We start from the raw sequence: 17,662 nt of genomic DNA, 5'->3' as shown, positions 1-17,662 counted from the left end.
ATATTTATCGCATTTCCACTTGGTTATATAATGGGCGCACTCTTATCAATCCCATTTCTGATATTTTTATTTTTCTTATTTTTATCTATTGATATCTTTTTATGCCTTTTGGTATCTATTTGCAGTCTTTTTTAATAAATTTAGAAGTAAATTTGGGGCTCTTACAGCCCCTTTGCTATTTTATAGTAGCCATTTTTCTACGCATATAAGCTATGCGGCTTTGAAGTGGTAAGTGTTTAGGGCAGTTGTCTTCACAGCCTAGCAAAGTCATACAGCCAAATACGCCGTCATCGTCGCCGATAAGCTCGTAAAAGTCCTCATCGGTTCGTTTATCAAGCGCGTCGATTTTAAACCTAGCTACGCGGTTAAGTCCGACCGCACCGATGAAATCAGGCCTCATGATAGCCGTACCGCATGCAGCTACGCAGATACCGCACTCGATGCAGCGATCAAGCTCAAATACTTCCTGCGCTACTTCGGGCTCAACCTTTTCCTCAAGCTTAGAGATATCGGTCTCGTGGTCTGTATGTATCCAGCTCTCCACACGCCTACTCATCGCATTCATCCAGTTGCCCGTATCTACGCTTAAGTCTTTTAGTAACTTAAATACTGGCAAAGGCATAAGCTCAATTACTCCGCTTTCAAAATCTTTAGTAAGAGTTCTACAAGCTAATCTTGGCTTGCCATTTACAAGCATGCCACAACTTCCACAAATTCCAGCACGACAAACAAAGTCAAAGCTAAGATCCGGGTCAAATTTCTCGCGAATCATATTTAACGCGATAAACAATGTCATACCATCAGTCTCTTCTAGCTCGTAGGTCGCAAAGTGCGGCTTTGAAATTTTGCTTAACGGATTATATTTAAATGCTTTTATGGTTATTTTTCTACTCATATCCTATTCCTGCTCTTTCGTTTGGTGCTTTATATTTTGGTTGAAGATCATAGTGCATTAAAGCCTCTTGAATTTCTTGTCTGCTCTTACCTTCAGCTTGCATTTTCTCACGAATTTCATCAACCTCTTTTTGGCGGATGGCACTATCTGGATGCTCAATAATATTACCTTTCGCACCATAGCCTCTAAATGCTGGTGGCATTTCCATTTTCATAATATCAAGTGGCTCATATACGATAGTCGGTAGCGTATCGCCCTCTTTCCAGCTAGTTAGAGTTCTGTTTAGCCAATTTAGGTCGTCGCGTTTCGGATAGTCCTCGCGGCAGTGCGCTCCACGGCTCTCGGTGCGATCAAGCGCGCCTTTTGCGATACAAAGAGCTAGTTTTAGCATCTTTGGTACGCGGTAGGCCTCCTCAAGCTCAGGATTGCCAAATAGCGCCTTATTTGTGACTTTAACGTCTAAAGATTGCTTATAAAGTTCTTCTAGCTCTTTTACTGCTACGGCTAGACCTTCGCCTGTTCTAAAGATCGCTACGTGCTCCCACATGATGTCTTTCATCTTGTTTTTGATCTCAAATACGTTAAATTTGCCCTCTTTTTCGACAAGGCTTTTTAGATAGTCTTCCTCTTTTTTAACGAATTTTTCGATATCTGCGGTATTTATATCTATCTCGTGGCTGCCACAGTAGTCGGCAAAATAGTCCCCAACGATCATGCCAGCTACGACGGTTTCTGAAACGGAGTTGCCGCCTAGGCGGTTAAATCCGTGCATATCCCAGCATGCAGCCTCGCCGGCGCTAAATAGACCTGCTAACGTCGGGCTCTCGCCTGTAGGCTTAGTTTTTATGCCGCCCATAGAGTAGTGCTGCATAGGCAGGATCGGCGCCCAGCCTTTACCGCGTTGGCGACCGTTTTCGTCGGTGTATACTTCGGTGTCAGCAGGATCGATGCCGTTAAAGATTTCGCAAATTTCTTGAACGTCGCGTAAGTTTTTCTCGATATGCTCGCGTCCAAGGATAGAGATATCTAGCCAAACATGATATCCGTACGGGCTAGGTACGCCTTTGCCTGCGCGGATATGCTCCATGATACGGCGGCTTACGACGTCGCGGCTAGCTAGTTCTTTTTTCTCAGGCTCGTAGTCGGGCATAAAGCGATATCCGTCCACGTCGCGCAAAATTCCACCGTCGCCGCGGCAACCTTCCGTTAGCAAGATACCGCTTGGAACGATCGGAGTCGGGTGAAACTGCACCGCTTCCATATTTCCTAGCTGAGCTACGCCCGTCTCAAGAGCGATGGCCGCGCCGATACCTTCGCAAACTACGGCGTTTGTAGTGTGTTTATAAACCCTACCGTAGCCGCCCGTAGCGATTAGCGTACCTTTTGCGACGTATGCAGTGATCTCGCCGTTAACTAGATCGCGAACGATCGCGCCGTAACAGCGGTTGTTTGAGTGGATTAGCGCGATAGCTTCTTTTCTGTCATGAATTTCGACGTTGTGTTTTAGAGCTTCGTTTGCTACGGCAAAAAGCATAGTGTGACCGGTGGCATCGGCTGTAAAGCATGTTCTCCATTTTTTAGTTCCGCCAAAGTCGCGAGAGTGGATGAGTCCGTGGACTTCTTCTTTTTCTACGATGGTCGTTTTTTGAGCGTTGATGATAGCGCTTCTCTCACCTTTTGTTATACGAGTCCAAGGCACGCCCCAAGCCGCTAGCTCGCGGATCGCCTTAGGCGCAGTTTGACAAAACATACGTGCAACTTGCTGATCGCAGCCCCAGTCGCTACCTTTTACCGTATCGGCAAAGTGCACGTCCTCATTGTCGCCTTCGCTCATTTTTGAATTTCCCAAAGAGGCTTGCATACCGCCTTGCGCAGCCGCAGAGTGCGAGCGCTTAACGGGAATTAGGCTCAAAACTACCGTACTTAGCCCCTTTCCTCCAGCAGCCACAGCAGCTCGAAGACCAGCTAGACCACCACCAATTACCAATGCATCATAATATTTTACATTCATCTTCTAGCTCCTTTTTAATGGCTGATCCACACGAAATCGGCGATTAGCGCAATTATAGCAAGTATGCCATAAACGGCAAATACAATTGTTTTTGCCTTATTTCTTTTGGCAAACATTTCGTGCTTATTTGCACCATCAATGCTTATCCATTTGACATACAAGCGGTACATACCGATACTAGCGTGAACGACCATAAAAACAAGTAGTGCGAAGTAGAAAATTTCTAGTTGATGAAATGCAGCCGCTGATTTGTCGGCAGTAATATGTCCACCAAAGACTATATCCACTAAGTGTGCGCTGGCTGCAAAAAATAGAGCAAAACCGGTTAAAAACTGAAACCACCAAAGCGTAGTGTCAAGGTGCTTCATGCGGTCTTTGTGGCCTCTAAACATTAGATATTGTCTGTAGTTTGCTGGAAATTTTCTCATAGCTAAAAATGCATGAGCGATAAAAATGGCAAATATTACCGCAGCTATGACGTTAGTGATCCACCATGTAGCTTCTCCAAATAAAAATTTAGCCTCCGCAAACCCTACGACAGCGTTAAATGCGTCTTTGCCAAGTAGTATAGTAGAAGTAAAAACCATATGGCACAATATAAAACAGGCCAAAATAAACCCTGTAATACTTTGCCATCTATCCCAAGCGGCTGGAGTGCGACTTTTTTTGTCGTCCGACCGTTTTCCCAAAAAACCTTCTATAAGCCCGGTCATGAGCCCTCCTAAGAAATTTGAAATAAATTATCATTTCTTAATACTAATTTAAATATTAGTATTAATTGATAAAGCTAATGCTAGCAGATTTTTACTTTAATATTTTTTAAACACTTATATTAGAGCTTTGAAAATTTTTTATAAAGCATGGCATAAATAAAAATTCCAAAACCACACATGATAAGTGATAAAATTTGACCCATTGAAAGACTAAAAATAATAAATCCAAGCCCTGAGTCAGGCTCTCTAAAAAACTCGCAAATAAATCTTGCAAAAGTGTATAAAATAGCATAAAGCGCTATCAGCTCGCCATTAAATTTCTTAAATTTTCTATATAAAAATAAAATAATAAAAATAACTAAACCTTCTAAGAATGCCTCATAAAGCTGACTAGGATGTCTTGATTGCCCAAAAACATTTATCGCCCAAGGCACGTCTGTGACGCGTCCAAAAAGCTCTTGATTTAAGAAATTTCCGACCCTGCCAAATGTATAGCCAAAAGGTATGCAAACGGCACAAAGATCAAGTAGCTGCCATAAATTTTGTTTATACCTTTTGCAAAATAGATATGTCGCAAGCAAAAAGCCAACTACTGCTCCGTGGTAACTCATGCCACGAATTCCTATAAACTCGCCGTTATGAAATGGATTAAAAATTTGCCAAGGCTGCGTCAAGTAGTAGCTTACTTCGCCTGAATAGACTAAAACCCAGCCAAGCCTAGCGCCTAAAATAACACCTATTTCAACCCAGAAAAAGTAGTTATCCAAAAGCTGATTTGAGATTGGGATTTTATCTTTTTTAACGAGATACTTTGCCATGGCAAGTGCCAAAACAAGGGCTAAAATATACATAAGCCCATACCAGTGCACGCTAAAGCCAAAGACGCTAAAGGCGACTGGATCAAAGTGGTTATAAATGTCGTTCCAAATTTCCATTTTTACTTTCTTTTTATTTTTTTGCGATTTTACAATGATTTAGCTTTAATGAGAAAATAGTGTTTTGCTGCCAAGTGGCAGGGCTAAAAATTTAAACTCACTTGCTTCAAATTCTTTGCAAAATTTAAACAGCTCGGCAAACTCAGCCTCATTTAAATTTACGCTCCAGATCGCTCCAGTGTCATTAAATTCTCTTTCAAACTCGCTTAAATTTTTAGTAGAAAAATAGTGCTCAAAGCGGCTCATCAGCGAAAACGGCGTAAAAAATTTGATCTCATCTTTTATCTCAAATTTCATCACGCCATCATCTTTTATCGCTTCATTTATCACCTCATTTACAGCCCCAGAGTAGGCTCTTACAAGCCCTCCAGTGCCAAGCTTTATCCCGCCAAAATACCTGACTATCAAGACGCCAACATTTATAAGATCAGCGCCCCTTAGTGCATTTAGGCTTGGCTGACCGCTAGTGCCCTTTGGCTCGCCATCGTCACTTTGATTTTCGACTATTTGTCCGTATTTGTTTAACTCCCTTGTTGCCCAAACTACGTGAACGGCCTTAAAATGCTCCTCTTTTAGGCGTTCATGTAAGCTTTTAAATTCGCTTATCGGGCATAAAAATGCTAAAAAATTTGACTTTTTTATATCAAGCTGTGCTTTAAAAATCCTATCAATCGTCTGCAAATTTGCTCTTTTTTTAAAATTTTAAAAATCTTATCAATTTGCTAATTAAAGCCTTGTAAATTCAGACAAATTTATATTATTAAGGAAAAGATAGTAGAATTTTGCAATTTTTCATGAAGGACTAAAATGATACAAACTTGCCTATTTCCAGCGGCTGGATACGGAACGAGGTTTTTGCCAGCTACAAAATCGCTCCCAAAAGAGATGTTGCCAATCCTTACAAAACCGCTCATTCACTACGGCGTTGATGAGGCACTTGAGGCTGGCATGGATAATATGGCCTTTGTCACAGGACGCGGGAAAAGGGCGCTTGAGGACTATTTTGACATCAGCTACGAGCTAGAAAAAGAGATCGCAGGTAGCTCAAAAGAGTCGCTGCTAAGCGAAGTTAGAAATTTAATGAGTTCGTGCACATTTTCATTTACTAGGCAAAATGCCATGAAAGGACTTGGACACGCCATTTATACGGGCAAAACGCTAGTTCGTGACGAAGCTTTTGGGGTCATTTTGGCAGATGATCTATGTATAAATGAAAATGGCGAAGGCGTGCTTTCACAGATGGTTAAAATTTATGAAAAGTATCGCTGCAGCGTCGTTGCAGTAATGGAAGTGCCAAAAGAGCAGACCAAGTCTTATGGCGTCGTAAGCGGTAGGTTTATAGAAGATGATCTTATAATGGTAGGTGACATGGTTGAAAAGCCTGATCCTAGTGAGGCTCCGACAAATTTAGCGATAATCGGACGCTACATCTTAACGCCAGATATTTTTAACATTTTAGAGCGAACAAAACCAGGTAAAAATGGCGAAATTCAGATTACGGACGCATTAAAAGCGCAGGCAAAAGATGGCATGGTGCTAGCTTATAAATTTAAAGGCAAGAGATTTGACTGTGGCAGCATCGATGGCTTTGTCGAGGCTACAAATTTCTTTTACGAGCGCAGTAAATGATAGAGACTTCATTTAAATTTAACTTTACAAGCAGCGAGGTCATCGACTCCTATGCCAAACGCATAAACGACGAATATGAAAGCGGCGAGATAGGCTACTATCACCTGCCAGCCCTTGGGCAAAATTTACTTGGCGAGATCGAGGAGTATGAAAAGGGCCTTGCTCATATCAAAAACGTCGTGCTAGTTGGCATTGGCGGTAGCAGTCTTGGCGTAAAGGCGCTAAAATCGATGCTTGATGGAACAAAGGGGATAAAAAGAGAGCTTTTGTTTTTAGATAACGTCGATCCTTGCAGCTACAAAAGCACGCTTGATGGGGTAAATTTTGACGAGACGCTTTTTGTAATAAGCTCAAAATCAGGCAATACGATCGAGACGATAACTATTTTTAAATGTTTGCTTGATGACTTTAAGCCTCAAAATTTAGGCAAAAATTTCCTCATCATCACTGATCCTGGGACAAATTTAGAAAATTTCGCCAAAGAAAATGGCATTAAATTTTTTAACATTCCAAAAAATGTTGGCGGGAGATTTAGCGTGCTAAGTGCGATTGGCCTTGTGCCTCTTGGTATCTGCAGCTACGATATAAAGGCACTTCTGGAGGGTGCGCTTGCTTGCAAGAAGCAATACATCGAGCAAAAAGATAGCTCCATAGTCGCTAAAGCTTACCACTACGCCACTAGCAGAAATGCCAGTATAAATGTCATATTTAGCTACTGCGATAGATTTTTTGAATTTAACGACTGGTATGTGCAGCTTTGGGCGGAGAGTCTTGGCAAAAAAAGAGGCTACAAAAGAGTTGGTCTTACGCCAGTTGGACTTGTTGGCAGCCGCGATCAGCACAGCTTTTTGCAGCTTATCATGGACGGCGTAAAAGATAAGAGCGTGACATTTATAAAGATAAAAGATCACGCGAGCGACAAAACTATCCCAAATTTGAGCCTAAAAGGGCTTGAAGAGTGCGATTTTGTGGCAGGTCTAAGCCTAAATGAGCTTATAAATTTGCAGTGCGACGCGACTGCTATGGCGCTGGTGCAAGAGGGCATAAGTGTCGATACTATCACGCTTGAGAGGCTTGATGAGTTTCACGCTGGCTGGCTCATTTTTTACTACGAGCTACTAACCTCGGCCACTGGTATCATGCTAGGCATCAACACCTACGATCAGCCAGGCGTTGAGATAGGAAAACGTATCCTAAAAACCATGCTTTTAAAGTAGAAAATGAAGAAATTTCTACTTTTGGCTCTTTTTGCCACGCAAATTTTTGCCTTTTCGGCGAGCAAATTTGTAAATGACGCTAGGTCGCAGATCGGCGTGACGCTAAGTTACGATCCAAGCTACGAAAGGCTCGCCTACCCAATGGGTGACGTGGATATCAAAAAGGGCGTTTGCACGGATGTGGTGGTAAGGGCTTTGAGGCATCAAGATATCGATCTGCAAAGGCTCATTTTTGAAGATATGAGCAAAAATTTTTCAGCTTATCCTAAAAAATGGGGACTTAAAAAGGCTGATAAAAACATTGATCACAGGCGTGTTTTAAATATCGCTACCTATCTAAAAAGGAAAGGTTTTGAGGTGAGTGATGATAAATTTCTGCCAGGGGATATCGTCACATGGATGCTACCAAAAAATTTACCTCACATCGGTGTGATCTCAGATAAATTTGAAGGCCAAACACCGCTTGTCATCCACAATATCGGCTCTGACGTGCAAGAAGAAAACATACTTTATAGCTACAAGATCACAGGTCATTTTAGGCTAAAGTAGCAAAAATGGCTTTTTAATCAAATTTTAGGCAAAATCGCAAAAAAATAAATTCAAGGAAAAATAATGTTAGAAGTTAGGGGACTTACTCAAAGATTTGCAAGCAGTTTGCTATTTGAGGATGTAAATTTAAAGCTAAATCGCCACAACAGATATGGACTAATCGGTGCAAATGGCGCTGGCAAATCAACATTTTTAAAAATTTTAAGCGGAGCTATCGAGCCAACTAGCGGCGAGATCGTCATAGAAAATGGACTAAAGGTTGGCGTGCTTGGGCAAGATCAGTTTGCGTTTGAAAATTTCACGCTAAAAGATGCGGTGCTTTATGGCAACAAACGCCTATATGAGGCTGTCAAAGAGAAAGAAAAGCTCTATATGAGCGAGGAATTTACAGATGAGATAAACGAGCGCTTAAGCGAGCTTGAGATGATAAGCGCAGAGGAGGATCCAAGCTACGAGTACGAGACTAGGATAGAAAAAATCCTAAGCTCGCTTGGACTAAATGAATTTGATAAGCTCATGAGTGAGGTTGAAAACTCAGATAAAGTTAAAGTTTTGCTGGCGCAGGTACTATTTCCAAAGCCAGACATCTTGTTTTTAGACGAGCCAACAAACAACCTTGATATAGACGCGATCGCATGGCTAGAAAACGAGCTAAACCGCCACGAGGGCACACTTGTGGTTATCAGCCACGATAGGCACTTTTTAAATAGAGTTTGCACAAATATTTTGGATGTGGATTTTAAGAAAATTCGCGAGTTTTCAGGCAACTACGACGACTGGTATATGGCTGCAAATTTAATCGCAAAGCAGCATGAAATGGAGCGTGATAAGAAGCTAAAAGAGAAAGAGGAGCTGGAGAAATTTATCGCGAGATTTTCAGCAAATGCGAGTAAGGCAAAGCAGGCAACCTCTCGTGCAAAACAGCTTGAAAAGCTTGATATCGCAGAGATCGCAGTATCAAGCAGGCGTGATCCAAGCATACTTTTTCGTGCAAACCGCGAGATAGGCAATGAGCTAATTGAGCTTAAAAACGTAAGTAAGAAATTTGATGATAAGGTGATATTTGAAAATTTTAACTTTAAGCTTGAAAAGGGCGATAAGCTGGCTATCATCGGCCATAACGGCGTTGGTAAAAGTACGCTTTGTAAGATCATAATGGGCGAGATAAAGCCTGATGCGGGTGAGGTGCATATAGGCGCGACCATCGAGCTTGGATATTTTGCGCAAGATACGGTAAATAAGATAGATGGCGAGCTAAAGCTTTATGAATACTTGCAAGATGCCAAAAACAAGGACATCGACGAGATCAGAAAGTGCCTTGGCAGGATGCTCTTTAGCGGCGCTGAGCAAGAAAAAGCAGTGGGCGCGCTAAGTGGTGGCGAAAAACACCGAGTAAGGCTAGCTCAGCTCATGCTTCATAGACCAAATTTACTTGTCATGGACGAGCCAAATAACCACCTCGATCTTGAGGCTATCATCGCGCTTGGCGAGGCATTTTATAACTTTAATGGCTCAGTTATCTGCGTGAGCCACGACAGGGAGCTGATAGACGCCTTTGCAAATAGAATTTTACACCTAAAAGGCAATGGCGAAGTGGTTGATTTTAAAGGTACATATGAAGAGTATAGAGCGAATTTAGGGCTTGAGAGCTAAAATTTGTTATTTCTTGCTCCTGATTGTAGGGGTAAGATTAAAATTTATATTTACTACAAATTCTTACAAGTATTAATCTAACCATATAAATTAAAAATAGCTTATAAGAATTATTAATATCCAATAAAAAGACTTTATAAATTAAGAAAGAAAATTAATAAGAAATTTCTAAAGTATTAGTAAGATTTGTAAAATAAAATTTATTAAATAATATTTTTATGATGCTTAGTTTAAGGGCTCTACTTAAAAATTTAATAAATTTACTTTGCAATATGGTGATATTTACTTAGTTTTTACTTTCTAAAGTAATATTAGAAATAAAATTTAACTTTATTTTTTATATTTTTGGATATAAAAAGTGTGATTTAATATTTATTTTATGTTATTTTTCTATATATTTACCTTTTAAGCTTAAAAATTTAAATAAATTTGAGCTAATTATGAGCTTTTTATATAATAAAAAAGTGATATTATTATTTAAATAACAATTTATCTAAGCTATATTATTAAATATAGCTTAAAAACTACTATAAATTTTTCTCCAAAAGTCGTTTTATCTAGGTTAAAAGTCAAAGCTTAAAAAAATAAAGTAGTAATTAATATTTAAAATATTAAATATCTATATAATTTCATTAATACATTTTTTATAAGGAGAATGGTTATGGCAACCAGAAAAGAACACGATTTTATAGGTGAGTTGGAAATCTCTGACGATTTTTATTATGGTATCCAAACATTTAGAGCTACCGAAAATTTTCACATGAGCGGTAGAACTTTAAAAGAGTATCCATACTTTGTAAAAGCATTTGCACAAATCAAAAAAGCAGCTGCACTTGCAAATAAAGAGGTTGGCGTTTTAGATCCTAAGATCGCTGATACGCTAGCAAAAGCCGCTGATAGAGTAATAGCTGGTGAGTTTTTAGATCAATTTGTGGTTGATATGGTTCAAGGTGGTGCTGGAACAAGTACAAACATGAATGCAAACGAGGTTATCACAAATATCGCACTTGAGAGCATGGGTCATAAAAAAGGTGAGTATCAATACATCCATCCAAACGATCATACAAACCTTGGACAAAGCACAAATGACACTTACCCAAGCTCAATAAAAGTAGCAACTTACGCAAAACTTACTGATTTGCTTGCTGCGATGAATCTACTAAAAGACGAACTTGATAAAAAAGCAAAAGATTTTAAAGATATCATTAAAATGGGTAGAACTGAGCTTGAGGACGCAGTTCCTACAACACTTGGAAATACATTTAATGCATTTGCAAGCTACATTAAAAGCGATATCGAAAAGATCACAGCTGCACGCGAGTCAATGACATATCTAAATATGGGTGCAACTGCAATTGGTACAGGTATTAACTGCCACCCTGATTATAAAAATGTAGTTGTTAAAAAGTTAAAAGATATCACTGGTGTTGATTTCAAAAAAGCTGATGATTTCATCGCAGCCACACAAGACACTGCAGACTTTGTACACGTAAGTGGTGCGTTAAAAACTGCAGCTGTTAGACTTTCAAAAATCGCAAATGACCTTCGTTTGATGAACTCAGGTCCAAGATGTGGCCTTGGCGAGATAAATTTACCGCAAATGCAACCAGGCAGCTCAATCATGCCAGGCAAAGTAAACCCAGTTATCGCTGAGGTTGTAGGCGAAGCGTGCTATGAAGTAATCGGCAATGACGTAACTATCATGCTTTGCAGTGAGAGAGGCGAATTTGAGCTAAATGCATTTGAGCCAGGCATTGCTTATGCGTTATTTAACTCTATATTTATCCTTGAAAACGCGATGAAAACACTAGCTGAAAAAGCTGTAAGAAAACTAACAGCAAATCCAGAAGCTTGCTTAAAATCAGTTCTAGGCTCAGTTGGTATCGTAACTGCGTTTAACCCATACATTGGCTACGAAAAATCTGCAAGTATCGCTAAAGAAGCCCTTCAAACAGGTAAAGCAGTTGGCGATATCTGCCTAGAGAGAGGTTATCTAAGCAAAGAAGAGATCGATAAAATTTTAGAGCCAAAAAATATGCTAAATCCAAGCATGGTTAGGTAGAAATTTAAGCAAAGTATTATTAAAAGCGTGTCAAAATTCTGACACGCTTAAGTAAAAATTTTAGTTATAAAATTTAATAGAGGAGTTTTCAATGGATATTTCATTGATATTACAGTTGATCGTGCTTTTTGGTGCGATATTCTTGGGTGTTAGACTAGGCGGTATGGCTATTGGTTATGCTGGTGGCATTGGCGTCGTAGTTTTAACTTTAGGACTTGGATTAAAAGCAGGTAGTATACCTTGGGATGTTATTTTAATCATTATGTCCGTTATAGCCGCTATTACAGCGATGCAAGTAGCTGGTGGCCTTGATTATTTGGTGCAAATAGCCGAAGGGATACTAAGAAAACATCCAAAATACATAAATTTCTTAGCCCCGGTCGTTACTTACTTGCTAACTGTATTTGCTGGTACTGGACACACAGCATTTTCTATGATTCCAGTTATTACCGAAGTTGCAAAGACACAAAACATTAAGCCTAGCGCGCCTCTTAGTATAGCTGTTGTTGCTAGTCAGATAGCTATTACTGCAAGCCCAGTTTCAGCAGCGGTTGTATTTATGGCTGGTGAGCATGCTTTGGGTGGACTTGGCATTAGCTATCCATTACTATTAGCTATCTGGATACCTACAACTTTTATTGGTTGTATGTTAACAGCTCTTGTTATAAATATATTTTATAATCTTGATCTAAGTAGCGATAAAGAGTATCAAAGAAGACTTAAAGAAGGGCTAATCAAAGATGTTAAAATCGAAGAGAAAAAAGAGCTTCCAAAAGGAGCTAAACTATCTGTTTTAATATTCTTAGTTGGTGTTATCTCTGTCGTTTTATATGCTACTGCTATTAGTAAAAACGTAGGCTGGATAAAACCAAGCTATGTAACAGGCTATGAAAAAATTTATGAGACCAAAAGTCCAGATAAATTTAATGAACTTGTCGCAAAAGATATAAAAGTCAAAACTGACTCAACTACTAATGTAAAATATGTAGAAGATCCAGATAAGCCTACAAAGGTGTTAGTATTAACTAGAGATAACGCTATTATGAGCTTTATGCTAGTTATCGCTACTTTAATCACACTAACTTGTGGTGTCAAAGTCGATAAGCTATTTAATACAGCTACATTTAAAAGTGGCATGACTGCGTGCGTCTGCGTGTTAGGCGTGGCATGGCTTGGAGATACTTTCGTGGTAAATCACACCGATGCGATCAAAAATTTTGCCGGCGATTTTGTTAAAGACTATCCGTTTATGCTAGCTGTTGCGCTATTTTTTGCTAGTATGCTTCTTTATTCTCAAGCTGCTACCGCAAAGGCGCTTATTCCTACGGTTATAGCCGCACTTGGTTTAACTGCTGCAAATAACGGTGACGCATATATTTTAGTTGCATCATTTGCTGCAGTTTCAGCATTGTTTGTATTGCCAACATATCCGACACTACTTGGAGCCGTTCAAATGGACGATACTGGAACAACTAGGATAGGTAAATATATATTTAACCACTCCTTTTTTATTCCAGGTGTTTTAGCTATTGCTTTTTCTGTCGCACTTGGATTTTTGATAGCTCCGATACTTTTATAAGTATTTTAAATCAAACTTAAGCCGAGATCTCTCTCGGCTTTTTAAATCCCTTTAAAATTTTTAATTTCTATTCAAAATCCTTAATTAAAATTTTATATTTAAAATTTTAATAAGATCGCGTTAAAAATTATATTAATTAAATTTATAATTTTATTCATTTTGATATTAGCATACCAATTTTTTAAAACTAAAAAACTAAATATAAATATTAAGTAAAATTTAATTTTATTTTCAACTTTAAATACTAGAATAACTAAAGGCAAATATCTTTTAAAGGGAGAAAGATGAGCTTAAATAGACGAGAATTTTTAAAATTCGGTGCTGGAGTTAGTATGGTTGCATCGTCCTTGCCGGGCGGTGCTTTAGAAAATGCTACAAAGCAAGATGAGAAGTACGTCCGTAGCTTTTGCGAGATGTGCTCTTCAAGATGCCCTATTGAAGCAAAGGTTGTTGACAATAAAATTTGCTTCTTAAGCGGTAATCCAAAAGCTGGTGGTACGGCAACTTCGCTTTGTGCAAGAGGTGGCTCTGGTTTTAGCCAGCTTTATGACGAAAATAGAGTCAAGAAGCCTTTGATCAGGGTTGGCGAGAGAGGCGAAAATAAATGGCGCGAGGCCAGCTGGGACGAGGCACTTGATCTAGTTGCTTCAAAAATGCTTGAGATCAAGCAAAAGTATGGCCCTGAAAGCTTCGTTTTTACCTGTAAAAGCTCGCAAACGCATAAGCTAATGGTAAATTTTGCCTCAGCTTACGGCTCGCCAAACTGCTTTTCACACTTTTCGTGCTGTCCTATCACATATCAAATGGTCTGCGAGCAGATGTATGGAATAGCTAAGCTAAAAAGAGACTTTGCGAATGCAAAATACGTTGTAAATTTTGGCCACAACCTCTTTGAGGGCATCGTCATAGCTGATGCTAAAAAGCTTGCTAAATTTGCAGCTAAAAAAGATACAAAGCTACTTGTGCTTGAGCCAAGATTTAGCGTGGTGGCTTCAAAGGCTGATGAGTGGCTACCAGTTAGACCTGGCACTGATCTAGCCTTTGTTCTAGCTATCATAAATACATGGATACAAAATGGCACTTATGATAAAGAATTTATTGAAAAATTTACAACTGGCTTTGATGAGATCGTTAAAAGCGTAGAGGGCAAAACGCCTGAATGGCAAGAGGCAATCACTGGCATAAAAGCAAGTGACGTTAGACGCATCGCTGATGAAATTTATAAAGCTGCCCCAAGAGTTATTTTTGATTTTGGGCATAAGACAACTACCACAAAAGCTGAATATATGAGGACAAAGGCCATCATGGTGGCAAATGCTATGATGGGTAACTGGGAGGTCAAAGGCGGTCTTTTTGGTGGCAAAAATGCTAAAACCTTTAACAAGCTAGTTGGCGAGGATAAATTCCCAGTTCTTAAAAATCCAGATGAGAAATTTAAAGTACCAAAAGTCACTAGACTTGACTTTGCTGGCGAGACTGGTAGGCATAAATTTGTAAGCAGAAAACATGGCGTTTTGATGGATATAAATGACGCTATCTTAAACGAAAAGCCTTACGCCATAAAAGGCTGGTTTAACATCCGCTTTAATCACCTAATAAACGTTGCTGAGACGATGAAGAGCATAGAGGCGATGAAAAAGCTTGATTTTATCGTGGTAAGCGATGTCTATCTAAACGATATGGCGACATTTGCTGATGTCATTTTGCCTGAGAGTAGCTACCTTGAGCGCGACGAAGGCATAGAGGATAAGTCAGGTCTAAAGCCAGCTTATATGATAAGAAATAAAGTTATTGATCCAGTTGGTGACACAAAAGATGGGGCATTTATCTTTAGAGAGCTAGCACGCCGCATGAAGATAGATGAGCTTTATACTTGGAACGACATACGTGAGTTTAGGATGCAGCAAGCTGGTGGAGATGTAAATTTACTTGCTGCGCTGGAAAAAGATGGTTTTATCACGTGGGATGAGCCGGGAATTTTGTTTAGAGAAAAGGGCATGATCGATAAATTTGTTGCTAAATATCCAGTCGCATCTAAATTTGTAGGCGAAAATGGCCTAATGGACGATATGGCTAAGCTTAAAACAAAAAGTGGCAAGATAGAGCTATTTTTGCCTGATGTCGAGGCTCAGTTTGCAGGATATGGCGCGCTAAATGACAAAGATATGGACACATTTGACGGACATGATCTTTGCTTAACTTGCGGCAAAACACCTATTCATACCAACGGCCATACTCAGGCGGTGCCGTCGCTTCATGATCTTATGAGTGATAGCCCAATTTGGATAAATCCAAACACCGCTAAAAAGCAAAATTTACGTGACGGCGATACGGTTTTAGTCAAAAATAAATTTGGCGAGCAAAAGGGCAAGCTTATGGTGACTGAGGGCATTAGAGAAGATACGCTCTTTATCTATCACGGCTTTGGACACATCACGCCAGGCCTTAAGAGCATAGATCACGTAGGGCTTAACACAAGCGTGCTTCTTGATCCAGCTGAGGGTCCGGTGGCTGCGACTATGGTTACAAATGTTGGCGTTAGCATAAGTAAAGCGTAAGGATAGAAAATGAAAAAATATATGATGATACATGATGAAAATTTATGCATCGGCTGTCAAGGCTGCTCGGTAGCTTGCAGAAGTGCAAACAACGTGCCAAGGGGACTTTACCGCTTGCAGGTGCATGCAAAGATGAGTGGGACATTTCCAAATTTAAAGACTGACTTTTTACGTCAAAGCTGCGTTATGTGCGAAGATGCACCTTGTGTTGAGGTTTGTCCAACTGGCGCTAGCTTTAAAACGGCTGATGGCGTGACGCTGCTTGATCACAGAATTTGCGTTAGTTGCAAGTACTGCATCCTAGCCTGTCCATACGACGCTCGCTACGTCTTGCCAGATGGCGAGATAGGCAAATGCACATTTTGCTATGAGAGCAGGCTAGAAGAGGGCAAAGATCCAGCTTGTGTTAGCGTCTGCCCTACAAATGCCCTAACTTTTGGCGACGTAAATGATGAAAACTCTAAAATTTCAAAGAAACTAAAAGAGAGCAAATACTACTTGCCAAAAGCGGAGTTAAACACAAAACCTTCACTTGCGATGATCGCAAATACAAAAGGAGCACACCATGAATAACATGTCAGGAAGCCTAGCTCAATACACAGAAATTTACTGGGGCTGGCCGATAGCTTTTTATCTATTTTTAGCAGGACTTAGTGCAGGTGCTAGCATCGTTGCTGTGCTCATCTCAAATAAATTTGGCAAGGATAACTACTACTTTAAAGCAGCCGCTCTTATCGCTCCAGTGGCGATCGTCCTTGGACTTGCTCTTTTGGTGCTTGATCTTGGTAAGCCGCTTAGCTTTTACTGGATACTCTTGCTTTACAACTTTGACTCAGTTATGTCAATAGGCGTTGCACTGCTTCTAGTTTATACGCCTCTTAGCGTTATATACGCGCTTGGTGCGTTTAAAAATGAGATCGCGTCGCTTAAAATTTCTCTTTTTGACGCGCTTGCAAATTTAGCTAGCAAGCTTTCAGGTTTGCTTGGAGTTTTGCTTTTCATCTTAGGCATCGGCGTTGGCGCATATACGGGCTTTTTGCTAAGCGCAGCTCATAAGATCGCACTTTGGAACACGCCAGTTTTGCCACTATTATTCTTAGTTTCTGGCTTAAGCTGTGCTGGTGCATTTACACTGCTTCTTGGCGTACTAAAAGATGAGAAGAGAGAGCAAAACCAAACAGCACACTTTTTATTAAAATTTGACTTTTTAGCGATAATAGTCGAGTTTTTGCTAATAGTTGCTCTTTTTATGGTCGTAAAAGGTGCAAGTGCAAGTGGTGCGCAGAGCGTAGCAAACGCACTTAGCACAAATTCTCTTGGGCTGATGTTTTATATCGGTGTCATAGGTCTTGGTATGGCTGTGCCTATCATTTTAGACTTAAGCGTTTTAAAGGTGCATGATTTCAAACGCGAATTTGCCGTGCTAAACGCTATTTTAGTCATTTGTGGTGTCTTTTTGCTAAGATATTACATAGTCTATGCAGGACAAATTTTTATTTAATACTTAAAAAATAATTTTAATTTTGAATTTACCTATTAAATATTACAATAGGGCTAAATCTTAATAAGACTTATTTTTTAGGAGAGAGATTTGAAAATTTTGCTTTTAGAAGATGATTTAGGGTTTCAAGAGAGCGTCTGTGAGTTTTTGCAGACGCTTGGTTATGAAGTTACAGCAGTGAGCGATGGCCAAGAGGCGTGTGATCTGATAGAGAAAAATTTCTATCATCTTTTTATACTTGATATAAAAGTCCCTGGCGTAAATGGACATGAGGTTATCAAGTACATAAGGAGCTTAAATCCAAACGCTCCTATCATGATAACAACATCTTTAGTTGATATAGACGATATGGCTATTGGC

Annotated in this window: 15 protein-coding genes; 10 read left to right on the top strand and 5 right to left on the bottom strand. The window is 39.7% G+C overall.

The window, feature by feature from the left end; translation table 11 throughout:
* Positions 1 to 175: 175 nt before the first annotated feature.
* The 5 genes from A3854_RS02510 to A3854_RS02490 all read right to left on the bottom strand — a co-directional run bounded on the left by A3854_RS02510 (position 176) and on the right by A3854_RS02490 (position 5,235).
* Positions 176 to 895, bottom strand: coding sequence for a fumarate reductase iron-sulfur subunit (locus tag A3854_RS02510; RefSeq protein WP_084041188.1), 720 nt, complete (start codon positions 893 to 895; stop codon positions 176 to 178).
* The gene (locus A3854_RS02505; protein WP_084041187.1) at positions 888 to 2,906 is read right to left on the bottom strand and encodes a fumarate reductase flavoprotein subunit; all 2,019 of its coding nucleotides are present in this window, start codon (positions 2,904 to 2,906) and stop codon (positions 888 to 890) included. Before A3854_RS02505 ends, A3854_RS02510 begins: the two co-directional genes overlap by 8 nt.
* A gap of 14 nt (positions 2,907 to 2,920) precedes the next feature.
* Entirely contained in the window at positions 2,921 to 3,619 is a 699-nt protein-coding gene (locus A3854_RS02500; RefSeq protein ID WP_021091688.1) for a fumarate reductase cytochrome b subunit, read from the bottom strand.
* A gap of 119 nt (positions 3,620 to 3,738) precedes the next feature.
* On the bottom strand, positions 3,739 to 4,554 hold the full coding sequence (gene lgt / locus A3854_RS02495; protein ID WP_084041186.1) for a prolipoprotein diacylglyceryl transferase: 816 nt from the start codon (positions 4,552 to 4,554) through the stop codon (positions 3,739 to 3,741).
* A gap of 45 nt (positions 4,555 to 4,599) precedes the next feature.
* Positions 4,600 to 5,235, bottom strand: coding sequence for an IMPACT family protein (locus tag A3854_RS02490; protein ID WP_084041185.1), 636 nt, complete (start codon positions 5,233 to 5,235; stop codon positions 4,600 to 4,602).
* A 126-nt stretch (positions 5,236 to 5,361) separates the two neighbouring features.
* Between A3854_RS02490 and galU the strand changes: the two genes are divergently transcribed.
* The 10 genes from galU to A3854_RS02440 all read left to right on the top strand — a co-directional run.
* Positions 5,362 to 6,183, top strand: a complete 822-nt coding sequence (galU, locus tag A3854_RS02485) for a UTP--glucose-1-phosphate uridylyltransferase GalU (protein ID WP_084041184.1) — start codon at positions 5,362 to 5,364, stop codon at positions 6,181 to 6,183.
* A complete protein-coding gene (locus A3854_RS02480) occupies positions 6,180 to 7,400 on the top strand; it encodes a glucose-6-phosphate isomerase (RefSeq protein ID WP_084041183.1) in 1,221 nt (406 codons plus the stop codon). The genes galU and A3854_RS02480 overlap by 4 nt, the downstream gene beginning before the upstream one ends.
* Before the next feature lie 3 nt (positions 7,401 to 7,403).
* On the top strand, positions 7,404 to 7,949 hold the full coding sequence (locus tag A3854_RS02475) for a DUF1287 domain-containing protein (RefSeq protein WP_084041182.1): 546 nt from the start codon (positions 7,404 to 7,406) through the stop codon (positions 7,947 to 7,949).
* A gap of 63 nt (positions 7,950 to 8,012) precedes the next feature.
* Entirely contained in the window at positions 8,013 to 9,602 is a 1,590-nt protein-coding gene (locus tag A3854_RS02470; RefSeq protein ID WP_084041181.1) for an ABC-F family ATP-binding cassette domain-containing protein, read from the top strand.
* A 661-nt stretch (positions 9,603 to 10,263) separates the two neighbouring features.
* Positions 10,264 to 11,664, top strand: a complete 1,401-nt coding sequence (locus A3854_RS02465) for an aspartate ammonia-lyase (RefSeq protein WP_072595163.1) — start codon at positions 10,264 to 10,266, stop codon at positions 11,662 to 11,664.
* A 91-nt stretch (positions 11,665 to 11,755) separates the two neighbouring features.
* Complete coding sequence (locus A3854_RS02460) at positions 11,756 to 13,243, top strand: anaerobic C4-dicarboxylate transporter (RefSeq protein WP_054196953.1); 1,488 nt, start codon at positions 11,756 to 11,758, stop codon at positions 13,241 to 13,243.
* 284 nt (positions 13,244 to 13,527) lie between these two features.
* Complete coding sequence (phsA, locus tag A3854_RS02455; protein WP_084041180.1) at positions 13,528 to 15,801, top strand: thiosulfate reductase PhsA; 2,274 nt, start codon at positions 13,528 to 13,530, stop codon at positions 15,799 to 15,801.
* A gap of 9 nt (positions 15,802 to 15,810) precedes the next feature.
* A complete protein-coding gene (locus tag A3854_RS02450; RefSeq protein ID WP_009294242.1) occupies positions 15,811 to 16,374 on the top strand; it encodes a 4Fe-4S dicluster domain-containing protein in 564 nt (187 codons plus the stop codon).
* Positions 16,367 to 17,302 (top strand): NrfD/PsrC family molybdoenzyme membrane anchor subunit, encoded by a 936-nt coding sequence (gene nrfD / locus A3854_RS02445; protein WP_084041179.1) that lies wholly within the window; start codon positions 16,367 to 16,369, stop codon positions 17,300 to 17,302. The genes A3854_RS02450 and nrfD overlap by 8 nt, the downstream gene beginning before the upstream one ends.
* Before the next feature lie 90 nt (positions 17,303 to 17,392).
* On the top strand, positions 17,393 to 17,662 hold a 270-nt coding region (locus A3854_RS02440), incomplete at its 3' end, for a response regulator transcription factor (RefSeq protein WP_141081822.1).

It is taken from the genome of Campylobacter concisus (assembly GCF_002092845.1).
GTDB classification, from domain to species: Bacteria; Campylobacterota; Campylobacteria; order Campylobacterales; family Campylobacteraceae; genus Campylobacter_A; species Campylobacter_A concisus_AQ.
This window is presented reverse-complemented; position numbering and strand designations above follow the sequence as displayed.